The sequence below is a fragment of the Sphaerisporangium rhizosphaerae genome (assembly GCF_042665155.1).
GTDB lineage: Bacteria > Actinomycetota > Actinomycetes > Streptosporangiales > Streptosporangiaceae > Sphaerisporangium > Sphaerisporangium rhizosphaerae.
This window is the reverse complement of the sequence record NZ_JBHTCG010000019.1, coordinates 12630-39211: the sequence shown is the minus strand read 5'-3', so window position 1 is coordinate 39211 and position 26582 is coordinate 12630. Positions and strand designations below refer to the sequence as shown.

Below are 26582 nucleotides of genomic sequence, written 5' to 3'. Positions count from 1 at the left end.
CCCCTGATGCGATGACCGCGCACCTCCACCGAACGCGGCTCTCCATCCGCCATGTGCCGCGTGGCTCAGCCGCCCTGGGCCCAGACGCCTTCCCAGTGGGAGCACTTGCCGGTGACGCGGGTGGCGGTGCCCCGGCAGACCTTCGCCAAGGAGCTCAGCATGTGTCCCGCGTCGACGCGGAAGGCGCGCGGCGCCGACCGCGAGCAGTTCTTGACCGTCGCGGTGCGGTACCCGCCCTGGCCGGTCAGCCACTTGATCTTCAGCCATGAGCACGTGCGCGCGCCGCCCGCGTCGTACAGGTTCCCGGTGATCCGCAGGCCGGATTTGGTGGTGCGGATCTCGCCCTTGGCCCACCCCTTGGCGTCGGTGGAGGTCGTCGGCCCCCACGACCACTTCTCCGCCGCCGCGCTGCGACCCTCGGCCGTCCCCTGAACCCCGGCCTCCGCCGAGGTGGCTTGAGCTGACGTGGCCTGAGCGGAGGTGGCCCGAGCCGAGGCGATCCCCTGACCTGCCGCGGAGGCCGGAGCGGCGCAGAGCCCGAGTCCCAGGGTCGCGCCGGCGGTGAGCCCGAGCAGTACGTGAAGTCCGCTACGCATGTCGTTCCTTCTCTTGCGTGTGGCGCTGGTCATTGCCCACCAAGAGATAGACGGCGCCGCTTGCACCGGACTTGCCCCCACTTGCGACCGGCTGTCCCCGCTGTTCCGGCGTCCACCTCGCACGAGCCCCCTTCCAGGAGCCGGCCGCAGAATGCCGTTCGGGCGGCCACTCGCACGAACCGGAACGCGGGCCCCCGTGGCGGCCGGGCTCCTGCCGCCGCAGGTCAGCCGCGCTCTTCCTCGGGGTCCTCGCGCAGGACGCGGGCCGCCTCCCGGCAGCGGGCCAGGGCGGCGCGGGCGTAGGCGGGAGAGGCTCCGGCCAAGCCGCACGCCGGCGTGAGGACCACCTGCTCGGCGAGTCGCGCGGGGGTGAAGCCGAGCCGTCCCCACAGTTCCAGCGCCGGTTTGGCGACGACGCCGACGTCCGGCAACCGGACGTCGGCGCCCGGGACCACGCCGAGGAACAGCGCCGTGCCGGCCTCGATCGCCTCGCCGATGCGGTCCTCGTCGCGGCGCCGCAGCAGGCTCGCGTCCAGGGAGATCCCCCGGGCCCCGGCGGTGCGCAGCACCTCCAGCGGCACCCCGGGCGCGCAGCAGTGCACGATCGTGAAGGTCTCGGCGGGCAGGACCACGCCCAGCCGGTCGGCGGCGACCGGGCCCTCGACGGCGGCCAGCCGCCCGAAGCCCGAGGCGGTCGGCACGGTGCCCGCGAGAACGGCCGGCAGGCCGGGCTCGTCCACCTGCACCAGAACCTCGGCCCCCGGCACCCGCCTGCGGACGTCGTCCAGATGAAGCGCCAGCCCCTCGGCCAGCGACTCCGACAGATCGCGCACGGCCCCCGGGTCGGCGAGGATCTTGTCCCCGTGGCGCAGTTCCACGGCGGCCGCGAGCGTCCACGGCCCGCACACCTGGATCTTCAGGCGGCCCTCGAAGCCCAGCGCGACCTCTTCCAGGGCGTCCAGGTCACGGGTCAGATGATCCCTGGCCCTGCGCATGTCGCGGCCCGGGCGGTCGGCGACGCGCCATCCGGACGGGCGGACCTCGACCGGCATGTCGACCAGCAGCGACGCCGTGCGCCCGATCATGTCGGCGCCCACGCCGCGGCCGGGCAGCTCAGGCAGGTACGGCAGGCCGGGAAGCTCGCCGAACACCATGCGCAGCGTCTCGACGTGGTCTTCGCCGGGGTGGGACCCGACGCCCGTCGCGCTCGCCGCATCCCACGGAAACTCGCTCACACCGCGCAAGCTTAGGGACTGCGCGAAGGCCGTGGACTCATCGGAGCCGAGAGATCGTCAGAAAGAGCGGTGGGCGCGCTTCCGGACCGCTGATCGGGCAGGTCCATGATGGAGGGATGAAGCTCACCAAGCACGGTCACGCGTGCGTCCGCCTGGAGAAGGACGGCTCGACGCTGGTCATCGACCCCGGCGGCCTCACCGAGGAGTCGGCGCTCGACGGAGCCGACGCCGTCCTCATCACGCACGAGCACTTCGACCACCTGGACGCCAAGCGTCTGGCGGCCCTGCGCCCCGACGTGCGGATCTGGACCTGCGCCGCCGCCGCCCAGCAGCTCGAAGGGCTGAGCGCGAAGGTGAACGTCGTCGGCGAGGGCGACTCCTTCACGGCCGCCGGATTCTCGGTTGGGGTCCTCGGCCGCGAGCACGCGCGCATCGCCTTCGACATGCCCGTCGTGCAGAACGTCGGCTTCCTCGTCGACGACGAGGTCTTCCACCCCGGGGACGCCTTCACGCTGCCCGGCAGGCCCGTCGGCACCCTGCTCACCCCGACCAGCGGCCCGTGGCTGAAGGCCATGGAAATGGTGGACTACCTGCGGGAGGTCGCGCCGCGGCGGGCGTACTCCATCCACGACGGCCTCTACAACGACATCGGTCTCATGCTGGTGGACAACATCCTCTCCCGCCGGGCCCAGGCCCAGGAGGCGGACTTCCGCCGCCTCGCGACCGGCGAGAGCGTCGACCTGCCCGGCTGACCCCGGAGGCGGAGGCGGTCAGCAGGACGAGGCGATGGTGGCCGAGCCGAGGACGGTGTCGCCGTCGTAGAGGACGGCCGCCTGGCCCGCGGCCACGCCGGTCGCGGGAGCGTCCAGCTCGATGTGCAGGGCGTCGCCGGACACCTGGGCGCGGCAGCCGTACACCTCGCCGTGAGCACGGAGCTGCACCTGGCAGGCCAGCGGCTCGTGCGGCGCGGCGATCGGGCCGTTCCAGACCGGGCGCTCGGCGTCGATCGAGGTGACCGCCAGCGAGGAGCGGGGGCCGACCGTCACCGTGTTGGACACCGGCTCGATCGACAGCACGTAGCGCGGGCGGCCGTCGGGCGTCGGCCGGTCGAGGTGCAGGCCCTTGCGCTGGCCGACGGTGAAGCCGTACGCGCCGGCGTGGGTGCCGAGGACGGCGCCGGACTCGTCGACGATCGGGCCGGTCTCGGCGCCCAGCCGCTCGGCCAGGAAGCCCCGGGTGTCGCCGTCGGCGATGAAGCAGATGTCGTGGCTGTCGGGCTTGTCGGCCACCGTGAGACCGCGGGCGGCGGCCTCCTCGCGGACCTCGGCCTTGGTGGAGCCGCCCAGCGGGAAGATGGCGTGCGAGAGCTGCTCGCGGGTGAGGACGGCCAGCACGTACGACTGGTCCTTGCCGGAGTCGACACTGCGGCGCAGCGCACCGTCGGACAAGCGGGCATGGTGACCCGTCGCGACCGCGTCGAACCCGAGCGCGAGCGCGCGGTCGAGCACGGCCTCGAACTTGATCTTCTCGTTGCAGCGCAGGCACGGGTTGGGCGTGCGCCCGGCGGCGTACTCGCTGACGAAGTCCTCCACGACGTCGCGGTGGAACCGCTCGGCCATGTCCCAGACGTAGAAGGGGATGCCGATCACGTCGGCGGCGCGCCGGGCGTCCCGGGCGTCCTCCAGCGTGCAGCAGCCTCGCGCGCCGGTGCGGTAGGACTGCGGGTTGGCCGACAGAGCGAGGTGGACGCCCGTCACGTCATGGCCGGCCTCGGCGATGCGGGCGGCCGCCACCGCGGAGTCGACGCCGCCGGACATGGCGGCAAGCACACGAAGACTCATAACACCCCCGAGGTTACCCGCCCCCCGGCCCCGAACGGCTGCCGCCGCCCACTTCACCCCCTCCCCACGCCCGAGGCCGGGTGGCGGGGGTGGGGGTCGCGGGGTGGCGAGGCGGGGCTGTGCGGATCTTGGATGAGGGCTCACGTTCGCGTTCAGGGCGTACACCTGGGAGGATCCAGGGCCATGGGACTGTTCGGGCGCAAGAAGGAGCCGGGTGGGCCTGCCGAGGCGATCACCGGCTTCTGGGCGTGGTGGGCCGATGCGCGGCCGAAGGTCGAGACGCTGCTGGACGCGGGCGACCGCGAGGCCCTCGCCGCCGAGGTCGGCCCGGCGGTCGCCGCGCTGAGTCCCGAGCTGACGTGGGACATCACCCCGGGCCGCGCCGCGCTGCACGCGCTGATCGTCTCCTCGGGCGGCGACCCCGAGCTGCGCCCGCTGGCGCACCGCTGGGCGCTCGCCGCGCCGCCGACGGACGCGCTGTGGGAGTTCCTGCCCTCGCGCCCGGCCCGCGCGGACGCCGCCGCGCTCACCTTGGAGGTGGCGGGCCGCGAGTTCGCGCTGGGCGAGCTGGTGCTCGGGCTGCGGGTGCCCAACGGCGCCACGCGCATCGACATCGCCGCCTTCCACCCGCTGTTCCCCGACCTCGGCGACGAGACGCGCATGGAGGCCGCGCTGCTGGCCCTCGACTGGCTGCTCGGCGAGGACGAGGTCGCCCGCTGGGTGGGCGACATCACCGCCGCCACGTTCCAGCCCATCGACGCCGTGGCCGCCGTCCACCTGCCGGCCGTGGTGGCCGACCTGGCCTCGGAGTTCGAGCAGGAGCAGTGGGCCCTGCTGGAGGGCCAGACCGGCGACGGGGCACGCCTGATCGCCGCCGCCCGCCATCCTCTGCGCCCGGTCGACCATCCGCTGCTCGACCAGCACATCGCGATCACGCTGCCGTACGCCGAGTCCGACGAGGACGGCCTGCCGGACGGCGGGTCGGCGGCGGCGCTCCGCGAGTTCGAGGAGCGCCTCGCGGCCCTTCTCGACCGGCTCGGCGACGCGGCCCTGCTGGTCGTGCACGTGAGCGCGCAGGGCTCCCGGGTGCTGCACGTCTACGCCGACCCCGCCGCCGAGGTCCCCGCGCAGGTCGACAAGCTCGTCTCCACCTGGCACGAGGGCCGCCCCGACCTCGCCATCGCCGAGGACCCCGGCTGGATCGCCATCTCCCCCTTCCTGAGCTGACGCCTCGGTGGGCCCGGCCGGCGTCAGGGGGCCGGGTGGGCGCGCAGAGCCTTGGCTATCCAGTCGTGGGCGATGGTCTGCGGGTGTGGCCAGGGGGTGCCCTGGATCGTGGCGACCAGTTGCCAGTGGCGGACGGCGCGCGGGTCGTGCTCCTCGTACCCGCGTGACAGCGAACTGCGGAACTCCGGCCCGTCGCCCGCCGCGCCGTGCATCCCGCTCAGCAGGATCACGACCCGGGCGAGCACCACTCCCGCCTCGGCGGACTCCGGTTCCACGCCCTTCTCGACGGCCGCGAGGACGGTTTCGGCGATCTCCTCGTTGGCTCGGCACCAGCTCTCGAACCGCTCGCCCCCGGACCGGTCGCGCCGCTCCCAGAAGCCGGTGTCGTCCCGCCGCAGGACGGCCCGGTAGTCCTCGTCCGAGAGCAGTTCGGCCAGTTCCAGCCACGCGTCGAGTTGTTCGATGGTCGGCTCGGACGGCAGGTCGGGCACCATGGCCTCGCGCAGCCCGGTGAGCCATTGCTCGCGGGCGCGGCTGCCGCCGCCGACCTCGCCGACGAAGGCGTCCATCAGCGCCTCGCGCTCGGCGGCTCCGAGGCGGCCGAGCGTGTTCAGCCGGCGCAGGTCGGTCTCGGAGGGCTCGCCGCGCTCCAGGGTCGCCCGCAGGACGGCCCGGGTGCGCTGGAGCGCCTTGAGCTGGGTCTCCACGGTGCGGAGCTGGAGGGCGAGCACCTGACGCAGGTCGCGCTCGCCCAGGTCGCGGATCGTCGCCAGGTCGACGCCGACGTCGCGGAGGGTGCGGATGAGCTCGAGCCTGGCCAGGTCCTCCTCGCCGTACAGGCGGTACCCGGCGGCCGTGCGCTCGCGCTCGGGCAGGACACCGACGTCGGAGTAGAAGCGGATGGTCTTCACCGGCAGGCCGGACAGCCGGGCGACCTGCCCGATGGTGTAGCCGTCGTGTCGGGGCTCCATGGCTCGGCTCCGTCGTGTCCTGCGGGCGAAAATCCCGTTGAGTCTCCAGTTACTGGACACTTTACCGTTTCCGGCATGGCGAAGAACAAGATCACCAGAGTCGTGAAGATCCAGCTCAGAGCGGGTGAGGCGGGGCCGGCGACCGTCGGCAAGGACCTCGGCCCGCTGGGGATCAACCTGATGGACTTCTGCCGGCGCTACAACGCCGCGACCGAGTCCCAGCGCGGATTCGTGGTGCCCGCCGAGGTGACCGTGTACGAGGACAGGTCGTTCGACCTGGTCACCAAGATGCCCACCACCGCCTCGCTCCTGCGCAGAGCGGCGGGCCTGGACGGCGGCAGCCCCCGCCCCGGACACCAGACCGCCGCCGCCATCACCCGCGACCAGCTCCGCGAGGTAGCCCGCGTGAAGCTCCCCGACCTCAACACCACCGACCTCGACCAGGCCGAAAAGATCATCACCGGCACCGCCCGCTCCATGGGCCTCCAGGTCAAGGAGTGACCGCCAACGCCCGCCGTCCACGACCGTCGACCCCCCACCGCACCGCCCAAGCCCGGCGGGGCCGAACTCCGCGACGCACCCGCACACTCACGCGGTGGTGCCCGCCGGCCGGGACCCGATACCGGTCACTGGGCGGGGGTGGGGCCGGGCTCGGCCGGGGCGAGGCGGCGGCGGGGGACGATGGTGCCGCGCTTGCGGGCCAGGCGGATGAACAACCAGGTCACCAGCAGGCCGGCGGCCACCGTCACCAGGCTCGCCTCGGGGCCGAAGTCGCCGCCGGTCAGCGCCGCCGGGCCCGACGTCAGACCGTCCAGCAGCCCCTCCGAGCCGGTCTTGCCCGAGACGTCGGTGCCGAAGATCCCGGCCTCGGTGTAGTTCCAGGCGAAGTGCAGGCCGATCGGCAGCCAGAGCGTGCGGGTGGCGGCGTAGGCCGCGGCGAGCATCCAGCCGGCCTCGATGCCGATGGCGAGCGCCCCCCACAGGGTGGCGTGCGGGTTGATGATGTGCATCAGGCCGAACACCAGGCCGGTCAGGACGAGCGCCCCCCAGGTGCCGAGGCGCTCCTCGATGATCCGGAACAGCACGCCGCGGAACATCACCTCCTCCGTCACGGCCGCGGCGGCCGTGACGCCGATCAGCGTCACCGCGCCGCCGACCGAACCCCAGCCGTTCACCCGGTAGCCCCCGAACAGGGCGATCAGCAGGATGACCGCCGTGAACATCGCCGCACCGATCAGCAATCCCCGGCCGAGCGAGGCGGCGGCTCCCTCCCTGGCCACCTCCACGGCGTCGCGGTGCTCGGTCCACCGCACCACCTTCGCGTACGTCAGCAGGGCGAGCAGGGCCGTCGCGACGCCGGTGATCAGCGCGAGCACGGGGACCCCCTGCACCGCGCCCACCAGCAGGCTGCCGAGGAAGGCCACCACCGCGACGGCTCCCAGTTGCTTCAACAGACGCACGACGACTCCTTGTGGGTTTCCCGCGGCCCGGCGCCGCGCGTGCCTAGAACGCTATGGATTCGCGGCCCCGGAATCGTCACCGCCCAGTGGACACCTCCCCGTAGCTCGCACGGGGGACAAGCCGACCGGCCGTCCGTCCTCCGGCGACGCAGAGTCGTCGGAACCCTCGGAACCCTCCGTACGCCCGGGGAGCACCCGGGCGATCGGCGATCACGCCGCCCGAGTTGCCGAAGTACCTGCTTCCGCGCGTACTTGATCGATAAGATCGCGCAAAAGTTACTAAAGGTACTTGGGGGACGAAAGTGGCGCTCAGTCGGCGTGAAGTGTTCAAGGTGGGCGCCGGGCTGATGCCCGCGATCGCGCTGTCCGGATCGCCGGCGTACGCGGCGGGCGCGCCCACCGTGACGGCCACAGGCACCGCGCCCTCGCAGCTGGCCGCCCTCGACACCGTGATGAAGACCTACATCAAAGAGCGGAACATCCCCTGCGCCCAGCTCGCCGCGGTCAAGAACGGCAAGCTCGTCCTGGCCCGGGGATACCGCTACAGCAGCGACACGGCCGTCCCTGCCGTGCAGCCGACCTCGCTGTTCCGGATCGCGAGCCTCAGCAAGAACATCACCGCCGCGGCGGTCCTGCGGCTGGCCCAGGACGGCAAGGTGTCGCTCGGAGCGAAGGTGGCCGACCTGCTCGGCCTGCCGACCACGACCGACCCGCGGCTGAAGAACGTCACCCTGTGGCGCCTGATGCAGCACACCGGCGGCTGGGACCGCGACATCTCCGGCGACTACCTGATGGCCGATCGGACCATCGCCGCCAAGCTCGGCATGCCGCTACCGGTCGGCAAGAGCGACATCGTCGCCTACGCCGGCGGCCGGCCGCTGGACTTCGCCCCGGGCGCCCGGATGGCCTACAGCAACTACGGCTACCTGCTGCTCGGCCTGGTCGTCGAGAAGGTCTCGGGGCAGAGCTACGAGTCGTACGTGAAGCAGAAGCTGCTCGCCCCCGCCGGCGTCACCCGGATGCGGCTCGGCCGCGGCCTGAGGTCGCAGGCCGCGGCGGGCGAGGTGCCGTACTACTCGCAGTACACCTCCAAGACCGTCCTGGACGACTCGGGAGCCGTCGTGCCCGCGCCGTACGGCGGCTTCAACATGGGAAACCATGCCGCCAACGGCGGCTGGCTGGCCTCGGCGGTCGACCTGGTCAGGTGGGCTCGGATCTTCGACGCCGCCGGACCGGTGCTGAACGCCACCTCGATCAGCCGGGCGTTCGCCAAGCCGGAGATCGGCGTCAGCGCGGACGGCTCCTGGTACGGGTGCGGCTGGTACGTGCGCCAGGTGACCGGCCACCTCAACACCTGGCACAACGGCAGCCTGCCCGGCACCTACACCTACCTGGCCCGGCTGCAGCAGGGCTTCACCTATGCCGCCGTCTTCGACCAGCGCGAGGAGACCGGCACTCCGGACTACGACGTGCTCAGCTCCCGGATGAACACCGCCTGGAACGGCGTCGGCACGTGGCCGACCGGCGACCTGTTCCCCAAGTACCTCTGACCCGGGCGGCACCGGCGCTCGCTCACGCGCCGGAGCTCCTCGGCAATGCCTCTTAGCAGTACCAGCCGGAACGACGCCAGCCTCGGTGGCCGACGAACCACGCCGGTCTCCGTGGCCGCCGTCCGGCGTTCCGGCCGCCCATCCCCGCACCGACTCCCCTGAGGTCGCAATCATGAAAAAGCTCTACTACGCGGCACACACCTACATGATCCTCGGCGTGGTCAGCGGCCTGTACTACCGCGAACTCACGAAGATGAACGACTTCACCGGCGACACCCAACTCGGGGTGGTGCACACCCACCTGCTCGCCCTCGGAATGCTCTTCTACCTCGTCGTGCTGGCACTTGAGAAGTTGTTCACCCTGTCGGCGAGCAAGCTGTTCAACTGGTCCTTCTGGGTCTACAACGCGGGTCTCGCGCTGACCGTCCTCATGATGATCATCCACGGCACCCAGACGGTCCTCGGCGCCAAGACCAGCGCGGCGATCTCCGGCATCGCCGGACTGGGGCACATCGTGCTGACCGTGGGCCTGATCCTCTTCTTCGTCAACCTGGGCAAGCGGATCCCCGCGACGAGCGGCACGAGCTGATCACCCGCCCGGGCGGCGTACAGCCCCGGGCGGGCGGACGGACCGGCAGGAAGTGTCAGGTCAGGCCGGCGCGGCGGGCGCGTTCGACGGCGGGGGCGATGACCTGGGCCAGCTCTTCCACGTCGGCGGCTGTGGAGGTGTGGCCCAGGGAGAAGCGCAGCGAACCGCGCGCCCGTACGGCGTCGGCGCCCATGGCGAGCAGCACGTGGGAGGGCTGGGCGACCCCGGCGGAGCAGGCCGAGCCGGTCGAGCACTCGACTCCCTTGGCGTCCAGCAGCATCAGCAGCGCGTCACCCTCACACCCCGGGAAGGAGAAGTGGGCGTTGCCCGGCAGGCGCTCGTCGGGGTGCCCGTTGAGCACCACGTCCGGCACCGCCGCGCGGACGCGGGCGATCAGCTCGTCGCGCAGGGCGCGCAGCCGGGCGGCCTCGGCCTCCCGCCGCTCGACGGCGACCCGCACGGCGGTCGCGAAACCGGTGATCGACGGGGCGTCCAGCGTGCCGGAGCGGACGTCGCGCTCCTGGCCGCCGCCGTGGAGCACGGGCACCGGGTCCACGCCACGGGCGAGCAGCAGGGCGCCGGAGCCGACCGGGCCGCCGACCTTGTGCCCCGAGATGGTCATCGCGTCCACGCCGGACGCGGAGAACGACACCGGCAACTGTCCCACCGCCTGGACGGCGTCGGTGTGGAACGGGATGCCGTACTCGTGGGCGATCGCCGCCAGCTCCTGGATCGGCTGGACGGTGCCGACCTCGTTGTTGGCCCACATCACGCTGACCAGGGCCACCCGTTCAGGCGCCCGCTCGATGGCGGCGCGCAAGGTGCCGGGGTGGACGCGGCCGTACTCGTCGACCGCGAGCGGCTCCACGGAGGCGCCCTGGTGCTCGGCCAGCCAGTGGGCGGGGTCGAGGGCGGCGTGGTGCTCGACGGCGCTGATCAGCAGGCGGTCGGCGCCGTGGGAGGCGCGGCGCGCCCAGAACAGGCCCTTGATGGCGAGGTTGTCGGCCTCGGTGCCCCCGGAGGTGAACACGACCTCGCTGGGCCGCGCGCCGAGCGCGCCGGCGATGGCCTCGCGCGACTCCTCGACGACCCTGCGGGTGCGGCGGCCCGCCGCGTGGAGGGACGAGGCGTTGCCGACGCGGGCGAGCTGCGCCGTCATCGCATCGACGGCCTCAGGAAGCATCGGCGTGGTCGCCGCGTGGTCTAGGTAAGCCATGGCGTACTCCAGCGTAACCCAGTTCGCGCACTGTACCGTCCAGCCGGTATAGTAACGGGCGTGCGGAAAGACGAGCTTTTGAACGCGGCGGAAGACCTGCTGGCCGACCAGGGGGCCGGGTGCCTCACGCTGTCGGCCGTGGCAGAGCGGGCCGGCGTGAGCAAGGGCGGTCTTCTGTACCATTTCGCCACCAAAGAAGCCCTGATCAAGGCCCTGATCGAGCGCCTCATCGCCGATTTCGACGAACTGGTCGCCGCCCAGGGCCAGGCCTCCTACACCCGGTCCTACCTGGCGGCCACCCTGGCGGCCATCCGCACCGGGCGCCTGCGGCGCTGGGCGGTGGTCACCGGCGCCGCCGGCGACCCGCAGTTGCTGGCCCCGCTGCGCGAGGCCATGTGCCGCTGGCACCGCGAGGGCATGCAGACCGAGGCGGACCCGATGTCGGCGCAGATCGTCCGCCTCACCTGCGAAGGGCTGTGGGACGTGGCGACCCACGACCCCGGCATCTACGACGAGGCCCAGTACGAGGAACTGCACCGGCGCCTGCTGGCCCTGCTGTCGCCCTTATGATCGGGCCACGCCGCTCGCGACACGCGCAGGAGCCCGTCAGCCTGTGAGGCAGCCCGTCAGCCTGTGAGCCTGTGAGGGCGCCCGTCAGCCTGTAAGCGCCCTTCCCGGCCGACCGCCGGACATGGGCCCTTCAGCATGCCCGTCCCCCTGTCTCGGCTCCGCATCCGACGCTCCCTCCTGACGGCATGGGAACCCCCACCGCGCTCCGACCCTGCCGGACTTCGGCCGCCGCGGCGCTTCGATCCACCGACCACCATCCGGTCGCCGCGCCCCGACCTGTCAGCGTCCGTCCGCTCACCGCGCCGACCTGTCGCCATCTGTGCGGTCACCGCGCTGCGGCCCCAACGCCATCCGTTCGTTCCCGCGCTCTTACCTGGGCGCTATCCGTCCGGCCCGCTCTCTGAGTTGGGCGCCATCCGTCCGGTCACCGCGCTTCGACCCACCGGCATCCATCCGTGAGGTCGCCGCGCTTCGACCAACGCCATGCATTCGGTCGCCGGCGCGCTTCCGCCCGCCGGCGTCCCTTCGATCGCGGACGTCCGTCCTGCCCCGTCTCCTGCCCCCCTCGGCGTCGACCGCCGTGCCTGAGGCCGCGACCGGCGCTCGTCCGCGCGCCCCGTCCACACCTGTGGACACCAACGTGAAAGGAACTTGTGTTGACCCCCGTTCTGAGGGTGGCCCGCGTGCGGGCGATCCTCACCTTCGTTCTGGCCGGCCTGATGTGCGGCACGTTCACCGTGCGCATCCCCGCGCTGGCCGAGAAACTCGGCATATCCGAGGCCTCGGTCGGCGTCGCCCTCCTCGCATGGGGGCTCGGGGCCCTGGTGACCATGCAGTCCATGCGGGGCGTGATGGCACGGGTGGGCAGCCGTGCCGTCCTGCGCGCCGGAGCCCCGCTCACCGCGGCGACGCTCGCCGGGGTGGCCTTCGCGCCCTCCCTGCCGTGGCTGGTCGCCGCGACCGCGCTGTTCGGCATGGCCTTCGGCGCGGTGGACGTCGCGATGAACGCGCAGGGCTCCGCGGTCGAGCAGGCGTACGGGCGCCCGCTGATGAACGGCATGCATGCCGGATGGTGCGTGGGCGCCGGGTCGGCCGGCCTGCTCGGCACCCTCGCGATCTTCTTCGGGGTTTCCTTCACCGCCAACCTGCTCGCCGTGGCGATCGTCTCGGCGCCGATGGCCTACCTGCTCAGCCGCGGCTTCCTCCCGGACGGAGCCGTCCCGGCGGACCGGCAGTCCCCCGCCAAGTCCACCGCCGCCCGGAGCTCCACGCCCTCCGCCGGCTCCCAGAGCTCCGCACGCCCCGCCGACCCCCAGAGCTCCACGCGCCCCGCCGACTCCCAGGGCTCCGCCGCCTCCGGCCGTGGCAGGGCGGCCCGGACGCGGATGCCCCGGGTGGTCTACCTGCTCGGCGCGATCGCGTTCGGCGCGTTCATGGTCGAGGGCGCGGTCGCCGACTGGAACGGACTGTTCCTGCGGAACGTCATCGGCGCGCCCGAGGCCGTCGCCGCCCTCGGCTACCCGATCTTCGAGGCGGGCATGCTGATCGCCCGGATCATCGGCGACCGGCTGCGCGCGAACCTCGGCGCCCGTCGCCTGATCACCGCCTCCGGCCTCGGCACGGCCGCCGCCTTCACGGTGGTGATCACGACCTCCTCACCGGTGGTCGCCGTCGCCGGGATGGCGCTCGTCGGGATCAGCGTCGCCGCGATCTCCCCGATCGCGCTCTCGCTCGCGGGCACCGCCACTCCCACCCCCGGTCCCGCGATCGCCCAGACCGGCGCGATGGGGTACGCCGGCCTGCTCCTCGGCCCGGTCGTGATCGGCTTCCTGTCCCACGCCATGACACTGCGCTTCGCCCTCGGCGTCGCCGCCGTCCTCGGCGTCTCGATCGCGGTGGCGGCCCGCTTCCTGCCCCGCACCCGCTCCCTCCGGGACGCCGCCACCACCGCCGAGCCCCGGCCCTCCGCCCTGCGCGCCGCGGCCCCCAAGCGCACGCCCGAACCCGAGCCCCTGGACCTGGTCGCCTGACACCGAACGCCCACCGCCCTCTCAAAACCACAAGAGCGGTGGGCGTCAGGTTCGGACTCGCCGGGAGGGTGCGGAAGGGCGCCGTCTCCCTGACCGATGGACTGGAAGGACGGCGCCCGGGGCGTTGGGGGTTACTTGCGCTTGTCGACTTCTTCGGTGAGTTGGGGGACGATCTGGTGCAGGTCGCCCACAACGCCGAAGTCGGCCAGCTCGAAGATCGGGGCCTCGGGGTCCTTGTTGATCGCGACGATGGTCTTGGCGGTCTGCATGCCGGCCCGGTGCTGGATGGCGCCGGAGATGCCCGCAGCGATGTAGAGCTGCGGGGCGACCGTCTTGCCCGTCTGCCCGACCTGGAACTGGTGCGGGTACCACCCGGCGTCGGTCGCGGCGCGCGAGGCGCCGACGGCGGCGCCGAGGGCGTCGGCCAGCTTCTCGATGACCGCGAAGTTCTCGGCCGAGCCGACGCCGCGTCCGCCGGAGACCACGATGGCGGCCTCGGTGAGCTCGGGGCGGGCGCCCTTCTCCTGCTTGACCCGCTCGACGACCTTGGCGGCCTTGTCGGCCTCCGACAGCGTCACCGTGACCTGCTCCTCGGCCGCCGCTCCCGTGGAAGCCTCGGGGGTGGTGGCGTTGGGGCGCACCGCGAAGATCGGGGTGCCCTTGGTGACCCGGGAGTGGACGTTGACGCCGCCGCCGAAGATGGACTGCTCGGCGACCGGGCCGTCCACGAGGCCCACCGCGTCGGTGATGATGCCGGAGTCGGTGCGGATCGCCAGGCGGCCCGCCACCTCCTTGCCCTCGGCCGTGGCGGCCACCAGCACCGCCGCCGGGGAGGCGGAGGAGACGAGCTGGGCGAGCAGCGCCGTCTTGGGGGCCACGACGTGGTCGGACACCTCCGCGGAGTCGGCGATGTAGACCTTGTCGGCGCCGTACTCGGCCAGCCGCGCCTTGGCGTCGGCGGAGGAGCCGGGGCCGGCCCACACCGCCGACGGCGAGCCGAGCGTGCGCGCGAGCGTCAGCAGTTCGAGGGTGACCTTCTTGACCTCACCCTCGACGTGCTCGACGAGAACCAGAATCTCAGCCATCGACCCGCCCCTCAGATGAACTTCTTCGACGCGAGGAAGTCGGCGGCCTTGGAGCCGCCGTCGCCCTCGTCCTTGACGATGGTGCCGGCCGCGCGCGGCGGGGCCGCGGAGAAGTCCGCCACCTCGCTCCAGGCGGCGGCGAGGCCGACCTGGGCGGCGTCGATCTCGGCGTCGGCGACGCCGAAGGTCTGCACCGGCTTCTTCTTCGCGGCCATGATGCCCTTGAAGGACGGGTACCGCGGCTCGTTGATCTTCTCGACGACCGAGACGACGGCGGGCAGCGAGGCCTGCACCTTGTCGTAGCCGTAGTCGGTGACGCGCTCGATGGTGACCGCGGAGCCCTCGACGTCGACCTTGCGGGCGAAGGTGAGCTGCGGCGCGCCGAGGCGCTCGGCCAGCATGGCGGCCAGCACGCCCATGCGCGCGTCGGTGGACTCCGAGCCGAGGATGACCAGGTCGAACCCGATCTTCTTCAGCGTCTGGGCCAGGGCGTAGGAGGTGGACAGCGCGTCCGAGCCGTGCAGCGCGTCGTCGACCAGGTGGACGGCCTTGTCGGCGCCCATGGCCAGGGCCTTGCGGATGGTGTCGGAAGCCTTGGCGGGCCCCATGGTGAGCACCGTCACCTCGCCGCCGTGCGCCTCCTTGATCTTGAGGGCCTCTTCGACGGCGTACTCGCACAGCTCGTTGATGACCCCATCGGCGGCGTCACGGTCGAGCGTGTTGTCCTTGTCACTCAGCTTGCGCTCGGTCGCCGTGTCGGGGACCTGCTTCACGCAGACGACGATGTTCATGGCCGGTGGCCGACCTCCCGTTTCACGAGGCGCCACCGCATCGCTGGGCTGGCGCCGATTGATCGGCACGTGCGCGCGGGGGTACGCACACGTCGTACGCGCCGCTCCGGTGACGGGCACCGGAGCCGCGATCAGATTGTCATGCTCCCGGGAACGCCGTGACGCCGGGTGGGCCAGGACGATCTCCGTGTCGGAAGCGCATCCCTTTCCTCCCTCAATGTACCCGCAAGTAGTTACTCGTCAGTAGCTTAGTCGCGTACCCGCAGCGTACGACACCTGGGGGCCCGCACGACGAGGCCTTCCCACCCTACCGAACTATATTCCAGTGCATTGTCCGACCCGCCCCGCGCGACGCGTCCACCGGCGCCGGGACGTCCCGGGGCGATCACACGGTCCGCGGGGCCGGCACGCCCCCTCGGGCGATCATCCGGCGAAGGCCACCGTCAGCAGAACGAACAGCACGGTGCCCAGGGCCAGCAGCAGCGTGAACGGGCTGAACAGCGCGATCAGCGCCGCGTACAACCCGGCGGTGCCGGCCCCGCTGACCAGGGCGAACACCACGCGCCCTCGCGCCCTGGACACCGCGCCGACGCCCGCGTCGACCAGCACGCCGACGCCGTAGGCCGAAAGGACCAGCAGCGACAGCTCGGGGACGTACTGGTGGACGGCCGCGGCGACCAGCCCGGACACGACGCCCGACCCGGCCACCCACCGCCGGCGCACCTTGTCGCGGTGGCGCGTCCGCGCGTCGTCCACCTGACCGGCCGTCTCGCGGCTGCGTGGCCGCCACTCCTGCGTCGGCGGCTCCGGGGCCGCCGCGCGGCGCGGCCGCTCCGCCGGTAACGGCGGCGGGGCCGCGCCGCCCAGCCTGGCGCACAGCTCAGCGGCCTCCGGGCGTGCGGAGGGGTCGCGCCGCAGGCATTCCCGCAGCAGCGGCACCAGCCAGGCCGGCGCCTCGGCGAGGTCGGGGTCGTGGTGCACGACGCGGTAGGCCACCGCGGGCGGCGGCCCGGTCCCGTACGGCTGGCGCCCCGAGGCGGCGTAGGCGACCGTGGCCCCCCAGGCGAAGACGTCGGCCGCGGGCCCGGCCTCCCCGCCTTCCAGGACCTCCGGCGCCAGGTACCCGGGAGTGCCGAGCACGGCCCCCGACGCCGTCACCGACGCCGAGTCCAGCGCGCAGGCGATGCCGAAGTCGATGACGTGCGGCTCGCCGTCGGCCAGGATGACGTTCGCCGGTTTCAGGTCGCGGTGCACGACCCCGGCGGCGTGGACGGCCGCCAGCGCCTCGGCCAGCCCCCGCGCCAGCCGCGTCAGCTCCTCACCGCGCAGCGGGCCGCCCGCGGCGAGCACGGCGCCGAGCGACCTGCCCTGCACGTACCGGGTGACCAGGTAGGGGCGCGAGCCGGTGAGATCGGCGTCCAGCACCTCCGCCAGGTGCGGCCCGCGCACCAGACGCATGGTCTCCACCTCGCGGGCCAGCCGCGCCAGGGCCTGCTCGTCGGCCGCCACGTGCGGGTGGAGCACCTTGACCGCCACCGTGCGGCCCTCGGGGTCCAGCGCCAGATGGACCTCGCCGAACCCGCCCGCGCCCAGGCGCGACAGCAGGTGGTACGGCCCCAGCCGACCAGCGGTGCTCATGCCACTCCTTCCGGCCGGCCCGGCCCGTCGTCGCCTCCGGCTCGGTCACCTGCCCCAGAAGGCCAGAAACCCCAGGCCGAGGTCGTTCATCAGGTCCTTGACCAGACCGCCGATGAGGCCGGTGGCGGTGCTCCTGGCCTGTTCGCTGAGCGCGTCGATGGCGTGCGAGGGCGCCTGCCACGGGATCCACGAGGGGACGGCGGACATCGCGGCCACCACGGTGAAGAACGCCAGCGTGCCCACGATGATCGTGGCGACCATGCCCGCGCCCGGGCTGCGGATGGCGGCGGTCAGCGTGCGGGCGACGGCCTTGCGGGGCTTGCCGCCGCCCGGCAGCAGGAACAGGCCGCCGACGAAGGCCGCCGCTCCGTAGGAGGCGGCGGTGTCGGTGCCCATGCCGCCCGCGAAGTGCAGCCCGCCCCAGACGCACAGGGCGAACATCACCGTCAGCGGCGTGACCAGCACCGTGGTCAGAGTGGCGCGGATCAGCGCCCACGGCGTGCCGAGCACGGCGAGCAGCGGGTCGCTGGCCGAGCCGCCCCGGATGGAGCGGCGCTCGGCCAGGTCGCTCCAGAGGTGCTCGCCGACCCGCAGGCAGAGCACCACGACGACCATGAAGACGCACATCAGGACGGGCAGCAGGCGCGCGCCGGCCACGGCCACGGCCAGCAGCAGGGCGGCGAGCACGGGGTGCCCGGCCCGGTAGGGCGGGCGCTCGGGGCGCCGCTCGTCGCCGCGCGGGCCGGCCTCCGGACCGTACGGGCCGGGGCCCTGCGCGGGCGGGTACGCCCGCGGGGGCTGGGTGGGCGGGGGCGCGCTGCCCCGCGTGGGCGCCGGATAGGCCGGCGGGGGCGGCCCGGCCACCCGCTGGTCGGGATAGGGCACCGGCGCGTACTGGCCGGGCGGGGCGTACGGCGCCGGAGGGTACCCCTGGGCGGGCGGGGGCGGCGCGTACGCGGCCGGGGCGGCGGGCGGCGGCGCCCCGGCGCGCCCGCGCCTGCGCTCGCGTTCGGGCTCGGCGTACCGGACCGGCGGCAGCAGGTCGGAGTAGCTGTCCTCCGAGGCCGGCTTGGTGCGCTTGGTCGGCGTCGTGCCGTCGGAGCGCTCGCCGGCGCCGAGGACGGCGGTGCCGTCGCCGTTCAGCACGTGCGTGGCGTCCGGCGCGCCGCCGGCCGGGCGAGCGTCGGCGTCCAGCACGCGGGTGCCGTCGGGCAGCCGGCCGTTGACCTGCGCGCCGTCCAGCCGGCGGGTGTGCCCCGGCGGCACCGCGGACTCCCGCAGGGCCGTGACGCTCGGGTCCAGAGACCTGGCCATCGCCAGCAGGCGCTGGGCGTCCGGCCGCTCGGCGGCGTTCACGGCGAAGGCCGCGCGCAGCCAGCCGCGCAGCCACGGCGGCGCCTGGTCGATGTTGGCCCGGCCCTCCATGATGTTGTAACAGACCGACTCGAACGAGCCCGTGCCGAACGGCGGCTTGCCGGTGGCCCCGAAGAAGACGGTGGCGGCCAGGGCGTGCACGTCGGCCGCCTGGGTGATCTCGTCGTCTCTGATGATCTCGGGCGCCAGGTAGCCGGGCGTGCCGACGAACATGCCGGTCTGGGTGAGCCGGGTGGCGTTGACCAGGTGGGCGATGCCGAAGTCGATGACCAGCGGGTCGCCGCCGACCAGCATGACGTTGGCCGGCTTGAAGTCGCGGTGGATGACGTCGCCGGCGTGGATGGCGATCAGCGCCTCCGACAGGCCCCGCGCCAGCCGCACGACCTCGTGCGCCGGCAGGGGACCGTCGGTCAGGACGGTCTCCTCCAGCGTCCGCCCGGGGGCGAACCGGGTGACGATGTACGGCGTCGCGCCGGTCAGCTCGGCGTCCAGGACCTCGGCCACGCGCGGGCTGCGCACCCGGCGCATGGTCTCGACCTCGCGCGTGAGCCGGTCGCGCGCCTTGAGGTCGGCCGCGACGTGCGGGTGCAGGACCTTGACGGCGACCTGCCTGCCCTCCTCGTCCAGGCCGAGGTGGACCACGCCCATCCCGCCCTCGCCGAGCCGGCGGAGCAGCCGGTACGGCCCCAATCTGTCGAGCGTCTCCGGCACGGTTTCCCCCGTCATCCTGTGTTTGTCCGAAGCTCTTGCAAGCGGCGCAGCCAGGTGTCCACGTCCACAGGACTCCAGACTGCATCGCCCATGGGCCTGACGAGCGTGGCGACCGCGTAAAGGACCACGAGCACGGCCACGACCCCGAGTGCCAAGGTCAGCGCCGTGGCGGCGCCCTTGGCCGGGAACGCGGCGGCGAGCGTCCTGCCCAGCTGGCGGCCCGGCCCCTCCACACCCGGGCCCGCGCAGATGATCCAGAGCGAGACGGCCACCCCCCAGCTCAGGGCGGTGCCCGAGGGGATGCTGTCGACCAGGAAGGTGAGCACCAGCGTCACGGGCACGCCCAGGATGAGGGCGTAGGGCAGCAGGGCCAGCGTGACGCCGGCCGACTTCGCCAGCGCCCCCGGCCGGCCGAACACGCGCAGCACGTCGCCGGCGGCGGCCGCGGCGGGCCGCCGGGACGCGAACGCCGGCTGGGCGATGTCGGCGGCCCTGAGCAGCACGGCGACCGGGACCACCAGCACCGTCACCACGACCGGCAGCACGACGGCCGCGCCGACCGCGATGATCAGCGCGAGCACGCCCGCCACGGTGTACACCGGGGAGCGGGGCGTGCCGTCGACGCCGATGCCCTGCCGGCCGAAGTCGGGCGTGGCCTCGGGCGGCAGGTGGACGGTCGGCACGTAGGGCGCGGGCGCCGACTGGGCCTGCGCCGGGTGGCGGATGTGCGGCGTCTGCTCGAAGAGCTCGGGAGACTGCTCGAACAACGCCTGGTGGTAGGGCCTCCCGCCGGTCGGGCCGTGGCCGCCGGGACCCGGGTGGCCGGGCGGGGCGTGCCCGCCCGGCGCGGCGAACCCGGACGACCCCTGGCCACCGTGGCCGCCGTGCACGCCCTGACCGCCCTGGGCGCCGTGAGTGCCCTGACCGCCGTGGCCACCGTGGGCTCCCTGACCGCCCTGACCGCCCTGGACGCCCGGCGCTCCCCGGGAACCGGCGGCCGAGCCGTGGCGTCCCTGAGGACCGTGCGAACCGGCGCCAGGGGGTGCCTGCGAGCCGGTGGATCCGGGCAGCGGGACCGCTCCGGGAAGGGCCGAGACCCCGGGCGTGGCCCCCGGCTCGGCGCGGTAGGTCTTGGCCTTGGCGTCGAGGTCGCCGAGTTCGTCGGGACGCACCCGCCTGGTGGGCACCTCGCCCTGGTCGAGCGGCGCGGGACGGCCGCCCTCCCACGGGCGGGACCCCGACGGCGGGGCGTACCGGGTGGGGATCTCGCCTTCGCCCCGGCCGCCGTCCGCCGGGGACGGCCCGCCGCCGGCGAGATCGGGCCCGGGCCCGCCGCCGGAGGGGCCGGCGCCCGGCGCGACGGCGCCGCGGTCGAAGGCGATGCCGGCCTGGCGCAGCTCTTCCCCGGTCACCCGCACGGTCGGCCATGGGTCGCCCACGGCGGGGGCCTGCGGCGCGTCGCCGAGCAGCGAGACGAACTCCTCGGCGGGGGCGCCGCCGGGGCGGGCCTGCCCCGCGCCGGGACGCGACCCGGAGGCGCCGGTGCGCGGGTCGGCGGCCGTGCGCGGGTCGGCGGCCGTGCGCGGGTCGGCGGCCGGGGACCCGGCGGACGGCGTGGCCACGCCGGGCGGCGCCTCGGGCGGGACCGTGCCAGGACGGGCGCCAGACGCCGCCGCGGCCGGAGACGCCTCGGGGGCGCCGGTGCGCGCGCCCGAGGCCGCGCCGGGCACGACGCCCGGCACCCCACCAGGCAGCGCGCCGGGTGGGACCGCGCCGAGGCGCGGGTCGGCGGACGGGGAGCGCCCTGCCGCCGGCGGCTCGGCGGGGAGCGGTTCCGGGTGGGACAGTGAGGTGCCGGTAACCGGCATGCCCGACATATCGGGAACGGTGCGGATGTCGTCGGGCACCCGCGCGCGTCCCTGCGGCGCACGCGGCGGCACCAGGCGCGAGAGCTGCGCGGCGAGCTCGGCGGCCCTCGGCCGCTTGGCCGGGTCGCGGTTGAAGGCGGCGCGCAGCAGAGGGCGGACAACGGCCGGGGCCGCCTCGACGTTGGCCCGCCCGGCGGTGATGTTGTAGAAGACCATCTCCAGTGTGCCCTTGCCGAACGGCGGCGCGCCCGTGGCGGCGTACAGCATCGTTCCGGCCCACGCGTGGACGTCGACCTCCGGACCCGCCTCGTGGCCCTCGATGATCTCGGGCGCGAGGTAGCCCGGGGTGCCGATGAACATGCCCGTCTGGGTGAGCCGGGTGGCGTCGACGGCCTGGGCGATGCCGAAGTCGATGAGAACGGGCTCGCCGTCGAGCATGAGCACGTTGCCGGGTTTGAGGTCGCGGTGGATGACACCGGCGGCGTGCACGGCCGTGAGCGCCTCGGCCACGCCCTGGGCCAGCCTCAGCAGCGCGCCGACCTCCAGCGGACCGTCCTGCTTGACCGTGTCGTCCAGGGGCCTGCCCGGCACGTAACGCGTCACGATGTAGGGACGGCTGCCGGTCACGTCGGCGTCGAGCACCTCGGCGATGTGGCTGCTGCGCACCCGCCGCATGGTCTCGACCTCGCGCGCGAGCCTGCGGCGCGCGACGTCGTCCCCGGTGACCTCGGCGCGGAGCACCTTGACGGCGACCTGCCTGCCCTGGGAGTCGAGCGCGAGATGCACCACGCCCATGCCGCCTTCGCCGAGCCGCCGGAGCAGCCGGTAGGGGCCCAATCGGTCGTCATGATTCATCTGATCTCCGGCGGTGCCCCGGCAGTGGTGACCGGAGGGAAGCGCCTTGCTCCAATTGTCACGGTTCGCTCACTTTGTGCAATGCCCATACCGAAAAAGTCCGGCCGGCGAATCATGGCATGCCACACCGACGGATCCGCGCGGCGCGAACCCGCGCGCCATCGCGGCTGGCAACCCCCGTCGCCGGCCGGGCGGCCGGCGGTCTCGGGGAGGCGCCCGCCGGACTCTTCCTTGAGCCCGGCGCGGAGACCAGAGCGCTGCGCGCGCTCGCGGCCGTTGACGGCACGTAGCACCATACCGGCTTAAACCCCGCCCATGAGAGGAACCAAGAGGCCACATTCCCGGTAGTACAACGGCTGAACCGGACCCAAGGGTTTCCAAAATCGGGAAACTCCTGTGACCCGTGTGCGCCGGAGCGATCACTGTGCGCGTCATGGCGGGGTGTGCGCGCGCCGTACCAGGGTCCCGGCGCCCGCAGGTCACTGGGCGAGCGCGACCACCTCGGCGGTCTTGAGACGGGCCAGCGCCTCGCCCGGGAGCGCCAGCTTGGAGCCCCTGATGCCGCTGCCGATGACCAGCAGCGGCCGCCGCGCGACCTCGGCGTCCACCAGGACGGGCCAGTCGTCGGGCAGGCCGAGCGGCGTGATGCCGCCGTACTCCATGCCCGACAGCGCCACGGCCTCCTGCTGCGGGGCGAAGGACGTCTTGCGGGCGTCCAGATGGCGGCGCACGACGCCGTTCACGTCGGCGCGCATCGTCGCCAGCACCATCACCGCCGCGTACCGCGTCTCACCTCCGCGCTTGGCCGCGACGATCACGCAGTTCGCCGACTCCTCCGGCGCCACGCCGTACCGCTCGCAGAACGCGGCGGTGTCGGCCAGCGCCGGGTCGATGGGCGCCACCGACACCTCACCGGCCACCCCGGAGGCCATCTCGGAGGTCATGGCCCCGATGGCGCGCGCGACCGGATCGGCGAGCAGATCGGGCCGGTCGCCGGCGGGCACCCATTCGAGCGTGCCCAGTTTCATGGGTCATGCCTCCTTCAGGACGCGGTGATGGAGTTCGGTCACCACCTTACGGGCGGACTCGAAGGCTCCCGCCTGCCAGGCGATCAGATGGGTGAGCCAATCCCCGGCGAAGTACACCCGCCCGGCGGGACGCAGCAGCGCCCGCTGCCCCGAAGGCGAGGACCAGCGCACCCACGCGCCCTCGATGTGCGGCTGCCGCCCCCAGGAGACCGACACACTGGACAGCAGGTCCTGACCGTACTTGCGGCCGTGGATCTTGCGGCCCTGGGTGAGGGCCCTGCGCAGGCGCTCCCGATGGGTCAGCGCACTGTAGACGTCGGCGTCGGCGCCGGTGTTGTAGTAGCCCACCACCAGCCCGCGCCGCTCGTGGAACCCGTGGGAGGGGTACCAGATGTGGCCGACGTCCAGGTCGGTCTCGGTGGCGCCGCCGTACACGCGGTCCTCGATCTCCCACCAGCGCCGGCCGTACTCCAGGCCGAGCTTGCCCGCCGCCATCGGCACCGCGCCGGTCAGGGCCGTCTTGACCTCCGCGCCGAGGTTGCCGGGGATGCGGGCCAGCACGTGCGGCGGCAGCGCCGCGACGCAGTACTGCGCCCGCAGCGGCGCGCCGCCCTCCACCGCGACCTCGACGCCGTCGGGGGCGTTGGTGATGCGGGTGACCCGGACGCCGGTCCTGATGCGCGCCGCCCCGACCCGCCCGGCAAGCGCGCGGACGATCGCGTCCATGCCGCCCACCGGCTGGAACATCGGCATGGCCTGCTCGTACCCGGCGTCCATCGTCAGGACGCGGCCGAGCCCCTGGCTCAGCACCTCGGTCAGCGCGGGGACGGCGCCCAGCTCGGCGCCCGGCCCCACCCCGGGGTTGACCCGGAAGCCGCGGCGCTCGCCCCCGGTGTAGGCGTGCGAGGGGCCGATGTCCCCGAAGTGGGAGAGGAAGTCCAGCAGCCGCTCCTTGTCGGCGCGGGTGAGCCGGGCGTCCAGCGCGCCGGCGTCGGTCGCCTTGGCCAGCAGCTCGGAGATGTACCCGTAGGCGTCGGCGCGGGCCGTGCGGGCGCGGACGGGCGCCTTCATGCCGTCGGTCAGGACGTAGGCGGCGGAGTTGGTGTTGACGAACACCTCCAGCGGGACACCCAGCTCGCGGCAGTAGTCGAGCGTGACCATCCACTGCGCGATGCGCGCGGGACCGGCGTTGAAGTACGTGCCCTCCCCGAACCCCACCCGCTGGAGTTCCCCGGCCTGCCCCGCTCCCCCCTGCAGCGGCAGCTCGGCGACGGTGTCGCCGCCGCGCAGGGTGAGGCTGCGCCCGCCCACCCGGTCGCGGGCCTCCAGCACCGTGCACTCGTATCCGGCCTTGCCCAGCTCGTACGCGCAGGCCAGGCCGGCGACGCCCGCGCCCAGCACCAGCACCGACGCCGGGCGGCCGCCGCGCAACGCGAAGTCCGAGCGCTGCGGCGGGACGTACGGCGACGACGCGGCGGACCCGCCTGCCAAGGGCACGGGGGCCGTCTCCTTGGACGGGGCCAGGCCGAGCACGCCCATGGCGGCGTACATGGCTCCCGCTCCGCCCGCGGCGCCGATGCCGACCAGCAGCGACCGCCGCGTCAGGCCGTCCCCGCCCCGCGACTCCGGTGACCCGCCGTCCCGCAACCCCGACGGCACGCCGTCCCGCGACCCAGGTGGCAGGCCGCCCCGCGACCCCGACGGCACGCCGCCTCGCGGTCCAGGTGGCACGCCGTCACCGTGTCCCGGCGGCCCGTCCTCCTGTGGCCGCGGTGACCCGTCTTCGCCCACCGGCTCAGCCGTACACGCCGCTGCCGCAGGCCACCTGGCCCGCGATCATGGCGAAGATGCCGAGCAGGGCCATGATGTCCCGGAAGTCCTCCGTGGTGAACTCGGTGTGCCGGGGGCCGGCCGCGCGCACGCCGGGAATGAGCGAGCAGCCGGCGGCGATGGCCGTGGAATTCCACTCGACGCCGAGGGTGTACGGCGAATCCACCACGTGCGGGCGGAAGTCGCTCAGCCGGTTCAGGGCCCGCGCGGTGGCCTCCCGGATCAGCGCCTGGGCAACGCTGGGCGGCAGCAGCTCGGCGGCGAACCTGTCCACGCCCTTCTTGACCGCGACCGTCTCGACGTCGCCGAGCAGCTCGCGCGCCTCGGCGCAGACCGCCTCGTCCCCGGTGACCAGCGCCACCGGCACGCCGAGGAACCCGGCGAACCCGGCCACCAGCCGCGTCTCGCCGCACACCTCGCCGTTGAGGTAGACGTTCTGGATCTCCTTGCCCATCCAGGTGTGGTTGAGCACGCCGTGCTGGACGCCGGCGCGGGCGTGGTAGCCGGCGAAGCAGGCGGCCTGGAAGTCGGCGGTCAGCCCCTGGGCCATGCGCATCGGCTTGCCCGGGCCGCGGAGCAGCGTGGCCCGCGCATCCAGCAGGTCCACCCGGAGGTTCTTGGTCGAGCCGTGGGCGTCGTTCACGGTCACCGCCGTCGCGCCCGCCTCGCAGGCGCCGGCGATCACCGCGTTGGCGTCCGCGGTCATCAGCTCGCAGCCGCGTTCGTAGCCGCGGCCTCCGGCGTGCATCTCCTCGGGGTCGGTGAGCCCGGTCACGCCTTCCATGTCGACCGACACGTAGACCTTCATCGCCCTCCCCAGCTCTCTACCCGCTTGACGTCGTCCGCGTCCATGAAACCGAAGTCACGCTCCATGACGGCCGCGATCGCTCCGCGCCAGCGCGCGGGGATCTCCTCGACGGCCGGAGGGTAGCACCGCTCCAGCCAGGCGGTGGACTCGGGTGTGGCCCTGAGATATCCGGCCGCGCGGGCGAAGGGCGTGTCGTCGATGTTCGGGATGTGCGCGCACCCGTACTCGATCATCTCCTGGCCGCCGTACGGCGGGGGCTGCTGCCACTTGCGCGCCACCGGCCGGTCGGCGGTGATCGCCGTGCTCATCGGACGGCGCTCGATCGCGGCCTGGATCAGCTCCTTGTACAGGCACTTCCCGCACCGCCCGCACGGGCCCGCGCCGTCGCCGCGCAGGCACCAGCGCACCTGGTCGCGCAGCCCGGAGCCCAGCGCGACGCGCATCGTCATCGCCTCGCTGATGCCGCCGACCGGCAGGACCAGCGGCAGGCCCGCGGCGGCGAACAGCCGGCCCCACGGGCCGTGGCCGGACCACATCGGGTTGTCCGGGGTGTACCGGTGCACGTACCGGCCGCCGCCCAGCCACCGGGAGCCGATCTCGTAGCCCAGGGCGACGCCGCCGAGGTCCATGGCGTCGGCCAGCAGGACGGCGCCCGCCATCACGGCATGGTGCTCGGGGTAGCCCGGGCGGGGCGAGCGCAGCAGGAACTCCAGGTCGGACTCGACGATCGTCACGTCCCTGCCGGTGTCGTTCGCCAGCGCGGCCAATACGTCCGACCGGTAGTGCGTCCAGCGGTTCGGGACGCGGGGATGGCCGACCCTGCGGAAGTGGATCAGCGGCGCGTCCGGCAGGATCGCGGCCACGGCCGCCGAGTCGGCGCCCCCGCTGTAGGAGATCGCCAGCCGGTCACCGGCCGCACGCGGCGGCCCCCCGCCCACCGGCCCGGCCTCGACGCCCCAGCCGCTCTCGAACGCCGCCGCCAGCTCGGCCGAGATCGGCCGGTCGAACACCACCCTGTGCCGCGTCCACGGCGCCGCCACCGTCCACGCGGCCAGCGCCAGCAGATCGGGATGCGCCTCCCCCGGCGGCGTTCCCGCGCCGGACGAACCCGCTCCCGACGACCCGGCCCCGGACGGGCCCACGTCGCCCGCACGGGCCGGAAGGCGCACATGGCAGGTGTCGGTCGCCAGCTCCACCGGGTGCCCGTCGGTGACCGTCCCCGCGAGGTCCTCGCCGGAGTCGAGCCGCATGCGCAGCCGCCACACTCCCCCGTCCAGAGCCGTCCACGCGACCCTCACGACGCCACCCC

22 protein-coding genes are annotated in these 26582 nt (G+C 73.7%); 7 read left to right on the top strand and 15 right to left on the bottom strand.

The window, feature by feature from the left end; translation table 11 throughout:
• Nucleotides 1-65: 65 nt before the first annotated feature.
• Complete coding sequence (locus ACFQSB_RS25060) at nt 66-596, bottom strand: hypothetical protein (RefSeq protein WP_380829428.1); 531 nt, start codon at nt 594-596, stop codon at nt 66-68.
• A gap of 224 nt (nt 597-820) precedes the next feature.
• Nucleotides 821-1831: a methionine synthase gene (locus ACFQSB_RS25055; protein WP_380829427.1), complete on the bottom strand. Its 1011-nt coding sequence runs from the start codon at nt 1829-1831 to the stop codon at nt 821-823.
• Nucleotides 1832-1947: 116 nt separating this feature from the next.
• Here ACFQSB_RS25055 and ACFQSB_RS25050 point away from each other — a divergent pair, with 116 nt between their 5' ends.
• Nucleotides 1948-2583 (top strand): MBL fold metallo-hydrolase, encoded by a 636-nt coding sequence (locus tag ACFQSB_RS25050; RefSeq protein ID WP_380829426.1) that lies wholly within the window; start codon nt 1948-1950, stop codon nt 2581-2583.
• An 18-nt stretch (nt 2584-2601) separates the two neighbouring features.
• Here ACFQSB_RS25050 and mnmA read toward each other — a convergent pair whose 3' ends face one another.
• A complete protein-coding gene (gene mnmA / locus ACFQSB_RS25045) occupies nt 2602-3672 on the bottom strand; it encodes a tRNA 2-thiouridine(34) synthase MnmA (RefSeq protein ID WP_380829424.1) in 1071 nt (356 codons plus the stop codon).
• Nucleotides 3673-3855: 183 nt separating this feature from the next.
• Here mnmA and ACFQSB_RS25040 point away from each other — a divergent pair, with 183 nt between their 5' ends.
• Nucleotides 3856-4899 carry a DUF695 domain-containing protein gene (locus ACFQSB_RS25040; RefSeq protein ID WP_380829423.1) on the top strand — a complete coding sequence of 348 codons (1044 nt, stop codon included), beginning with the start codon at nt 3856-3858 and terminating at the stop codon, nt 4897-4899.
• A gap of 23 nt (nt 4900-4922) precedes the next feature.
• On the opposite strand, the gene ACFQSB_RS25035 is transcribed toward ACFQSB_RS25040, so the two are convergent.
• On the bottom strand, nt 4923-5870 hold the full coding sequence (locus ACFQSB_RS25035; RefSeq protein WP_380829422.1) for a MerR family transcriptional regulator: 948 nt from the start codon (nt 5868-5870) through the stop codon (nt 4923-4925).
• Between the two features lie 75 nt (nt 5871-5945).
• On the opposite strand from ACFQSB_RS25035, the gene rplK reads away from it, so the two are divergent.
• Nucleotides 5946-6371, top strand: a complete 426-nt coding sequence (rplK, locus tag ACFQSB_RS25030) for a 50S ribosomal protein L11 (RefSeq protein ID WP_380829421.1) — start codon at nt 5946-5948, stop codon at nt 6369-6371.
• 125 nt (nt 6372-6496) lie between these two features.
• On the opposite strand, the gene ACFQSB_RS25025 is transcribed toward rplK, so the two are convergent.
• Nucleotides 6497-7330, bottom strand: a complete 834-nt coding sequence (locus ACFQSB_RS25025) for a CPBP family intramembrane glutamic endopeptidase (protein WP_380829420.1) — start codon at nt 7328-7330, stop codon at nt 6497-6499.
• Between the two features lie 332 nt (nt 7331-7662).
• On the opposite strand from ACFQSB_RS25025, the gene ACFQSB_RS25020 reads away from it, so the two are divergent.
• On the top strand, nt 7663-8880 hold the full coding sequence (locus ACFQSB_RS25020) for a serine hydrolase domain-containing protein (RefSeq protein ID WP_380829419.1): 1218 nt from the start codon (nt 7663-7665) through the stop codon (nt 8878-8880).
• 172 nt (nt 8881-9052) lie between these two features.
• Entirely contained in the window at nt 9053-9469 is a 417-nt protein-coding gene (locus ACFQSB_RS25015) for a DUF2871 domain-containing protein (protein WP_354847246.1), read from the top strand.
• Nucleotides 9470-9524: 55 nt separating this feature from the next.
• On the opposite strand, the gene ACFQSB_RS25010 is transcribed toward ACFQSB_RS25015, so the two are convergent.
• Entirely contained in the window at nt 9525-10685 is a 1161-nt protein-coding gene (locus tag ACFQSB_RS25010; protein ID WP_380829418.1) for a cysteine desulfurase family protein, read from the bottom strand.
• 60 nt (nt 10686-10745) lie between these two features.
• On the opposite strand from ACFQSB_RS25010, the gene ACFQSB_RS25005 reads away from it, so the two are divergent.
• Nucleotides 10746-11255 (top strand): TetR/AcrR family transcriptional regulator, encoded by a 510-nt coding sequence (locus tag ACFQSB_RS25005; RefSeq protein ID WP_380829417.1) that lies wholly within the window; start codon nt 10746-10748, stop codon nt 11253-11255.
• A 656-nt stretch (nt 11256-11911) separates the two neighbouring features.
• Nucleotides 11912-13285: an MFS transporter gene (locus ACFQSB_RS25000; RefSeq protein WP_380829416.1), complete on the top strand. Its 1374-nt coding sequence runs from the start codon at nt 11912-11914 to the stop codon at nt 13283-13285.
• Between the two features lie 131 nt (nt 13286-13416).
• Here ACFQSB_RS25000 and ACFQSB_RS24995 read toward each other — a convergent pair whose 3' ends face one another.
• The 9 genes from ACFQSB_RS24995 to ACFQSB_RS24955 form a co-directional block, all read right to left on the bottom strand.
• Nucleotides 13417-14370, bottom strand: coding sequence for an electron transfer flavoprotein subunit alpha/FixB family protein (locus tag ACFQSB_RS24995; protein WP_380829415.1), 954 nt, complete (start codon nt 14368-14370; stop codon nt 13417-13419).
• An 11-nt stretch (nt 14371-14381) separates the two neighbouring features.
• Nucleotides 14382-15161 (bottom strand): electron transfer flavoprotein subunit beta/FixA family protein, encoded by a 780-nt coding sequence (locus ACFQSB_RS24990; RefSeq protein WP_354847226.1) that lies wholly within the window; start codon nt 15159-15161, stop codon nt 14382-14384.
• A gap of 423 nt (nt 15162-15584) precedes the next feature.
• A complete protein-coding gene (locus ACFQSB_RS24985; RefSeq protein WP_380829414.1) occupies nt 15585-16799 on the bottom strand; it encodes a serine/threonine-protein kinase in 1215 nt (404 codons plus the stop codon).
• 45 nt (nt 16800-16844) lie between these two features.
• Nucleotides 16845-18899, bottom strand: coding sequence for a serine/threonine-protein kinase (locus tag ACFQSB_RS24980; protein WP_380829413.1), 2055 nt, complete (start codon nt 18897-18899; stop codon nt 16845-16847).
• Entirely contained in the window at nt 18896-21607 is a 2712-nt protein-coding gene (locus ACFQSB_RS24975; protein ID WP_380829412.1) for a serine/threonine-protein kinase, read from the bottom strand. The genes ACFQSB_RS24980 and ACFQSB_RS24975 overlap by 4 nt, the downstream gene beginning before the upstream one ends.
• Before the next feature lie 479 nt (nt 21608-22086).
• On the bottom strand, nt 22087-22635 hold the full coding sequence (locus tag ACFQSB_RS24970; RefSeq protein WP_380829411.1) for a YbaK/EbsC family protein: 549 nt from the start codon (nt 22633-22635) through the stop codon (nt 22087-22089).
• Between the two features lie 3 nt (nt 22636-22638).
• Nucleotides 22639-24366 carry a flavin monoamine oxidase family protein gene (locus tag ACFQSB_RS24965; protein ID WP_380829410.1) on the bottom strand — a complete coding sequence of 576 codons (1728 nt, stop codon included), beginning with the start codon at nt 24364-24366 and terminating at the stop codon, nt 22639-22641.
• Between the two features lie 64 nt (nt 24367-24430).
• Nucleotides 24431-25273 carry a M55 family metallopeptidase gene (locus ACFQSB_RS24960; protein WP_380829409.1) on the bottom strand — a complete coding sequence of 281 codons (843 nt, stop codon included), beginning with the start codon at nt 25271-25273 and terminating at the stop codon, nt 24431-24433.
• Entirely contained in the window at nt 25270-26571 is a 1302-nt protein-coding gene (locus ACFQSB_RS24955) for a DUF6395 domain-containing protein (RefSeq protein ID WP_380829408.1), read from the bottom strand. The genes ACFQSB_RS24960 and ACFQSB_RS24955 overlap by 4 nt, the downstream gene beginning before the upstream one ends.
• Between the last annotated feature and the right edge of the window lie 11 nt (nt 26572-26582).

Coding starts and splice junctions, on each gene's coding strand:
- ACFQSB_RS24970 (WP_380829411.1), bottom strand. CDS start 22,635: ATGAAACTGGGCACGCTCGAATGGGTGCCCGCCGGCGACCGGCCCGAT.
- ACFQSB_RS25015 (WP_354847246.1), top strand. CDS start 9,053: ATGAAAAAGCTCTACTACGCGGCACACACCTACATGATCCTCGGCGTG.
- ACFQSB_RS25035 (WP_380829422.1), bottom strand. CDS start 5,870: ATGGAGCCCCGACACGACGGCTACACCATCGGGCAGGTCGCCCGGCTG.
- ACFQSB_RS24985 (WP_380829414.1), bottom strand. CDS start 16,799: ATGAGCACCGCTGGTCGGCTGGGGCCGTACCACCTGCTGTCGCGCCTG.
- ACFQSB_RS24995 (WP_380829415.1), bottom strand. CDS start 14,370: ATGGCTGAGATTCTGGTTCTCGTCGAGCACGTCGAGGGTGAGGTCAAG.
- rplK (WP_380829421.1), top strand. CDS start 5,946: ATGGCGAAGAACAAGATCACCAGAGTCGTGAAGATCCAGCTCAGAGCG.
- ACFQSB_RS24980 (WP_380829413.1), bottom strand. CDS start 18,899: ATGACGGGGGAAACCGTGCCGGAGACGCTCGACAGATTGGGGCCGTAC.
- mnmA (WP_380829424.1), bottom strand. CDS start 3,672: ATGAGTCTTCGTGTGCTTGCCGCCATGTCCGGCGGCGTCGACTCCGCG.
- ACFQSB_RS24975 (WP_380829412.1), bottom strand. CDS start 21,607: ATGAATCATGACGACCGATTGGGCCCCTACCGGCTGCTCCGGCGGCTC.
- ACFQSB_RS25010 (WP_380829418.1), bottom strand. CDS start 10,685: ATGGCTTACCTAGACCACGCGGCGACCACGCCGATGCTTCCTGAGGCC.
- ACFQSB_RS25040 (WP_380829423.1), top strand. CDS start 3,856: ATGGGACTGTTCGGGCGCAAGAAGGAGCCGGGTGGGCCTGCCGAGGCG.
- ACFQSB_RS24990 (WP_354847226.1), bottom strand. CDS start 15,161: ATGAACATCGTCGTCTGCGTGAAGCAGGTCCCCGACACGGCGACCGAG.
- ACFQSB_RS24960 (WP_380829409.1), bottom strand. CDS start 25,273: ATGAAGGTCTACGTGTCGGTCGACATGGAAGGCGTGACCGGGCTCACC.
- ACFQSB_RS25050 (WP_380829426.1), top strand. CDS start 1,948: ATGAAGCTCACCAAGCACGGTCACGCGTGCGTCCGCCTGGAGAAGGAC.
- ACFQSB_RS25060 (WP_380829428.1), bottom strand. CDS start 596: ATGCGTAGCGGACTTCACGTACTGCTCGGGCTCACCGCCGGCGCGACC.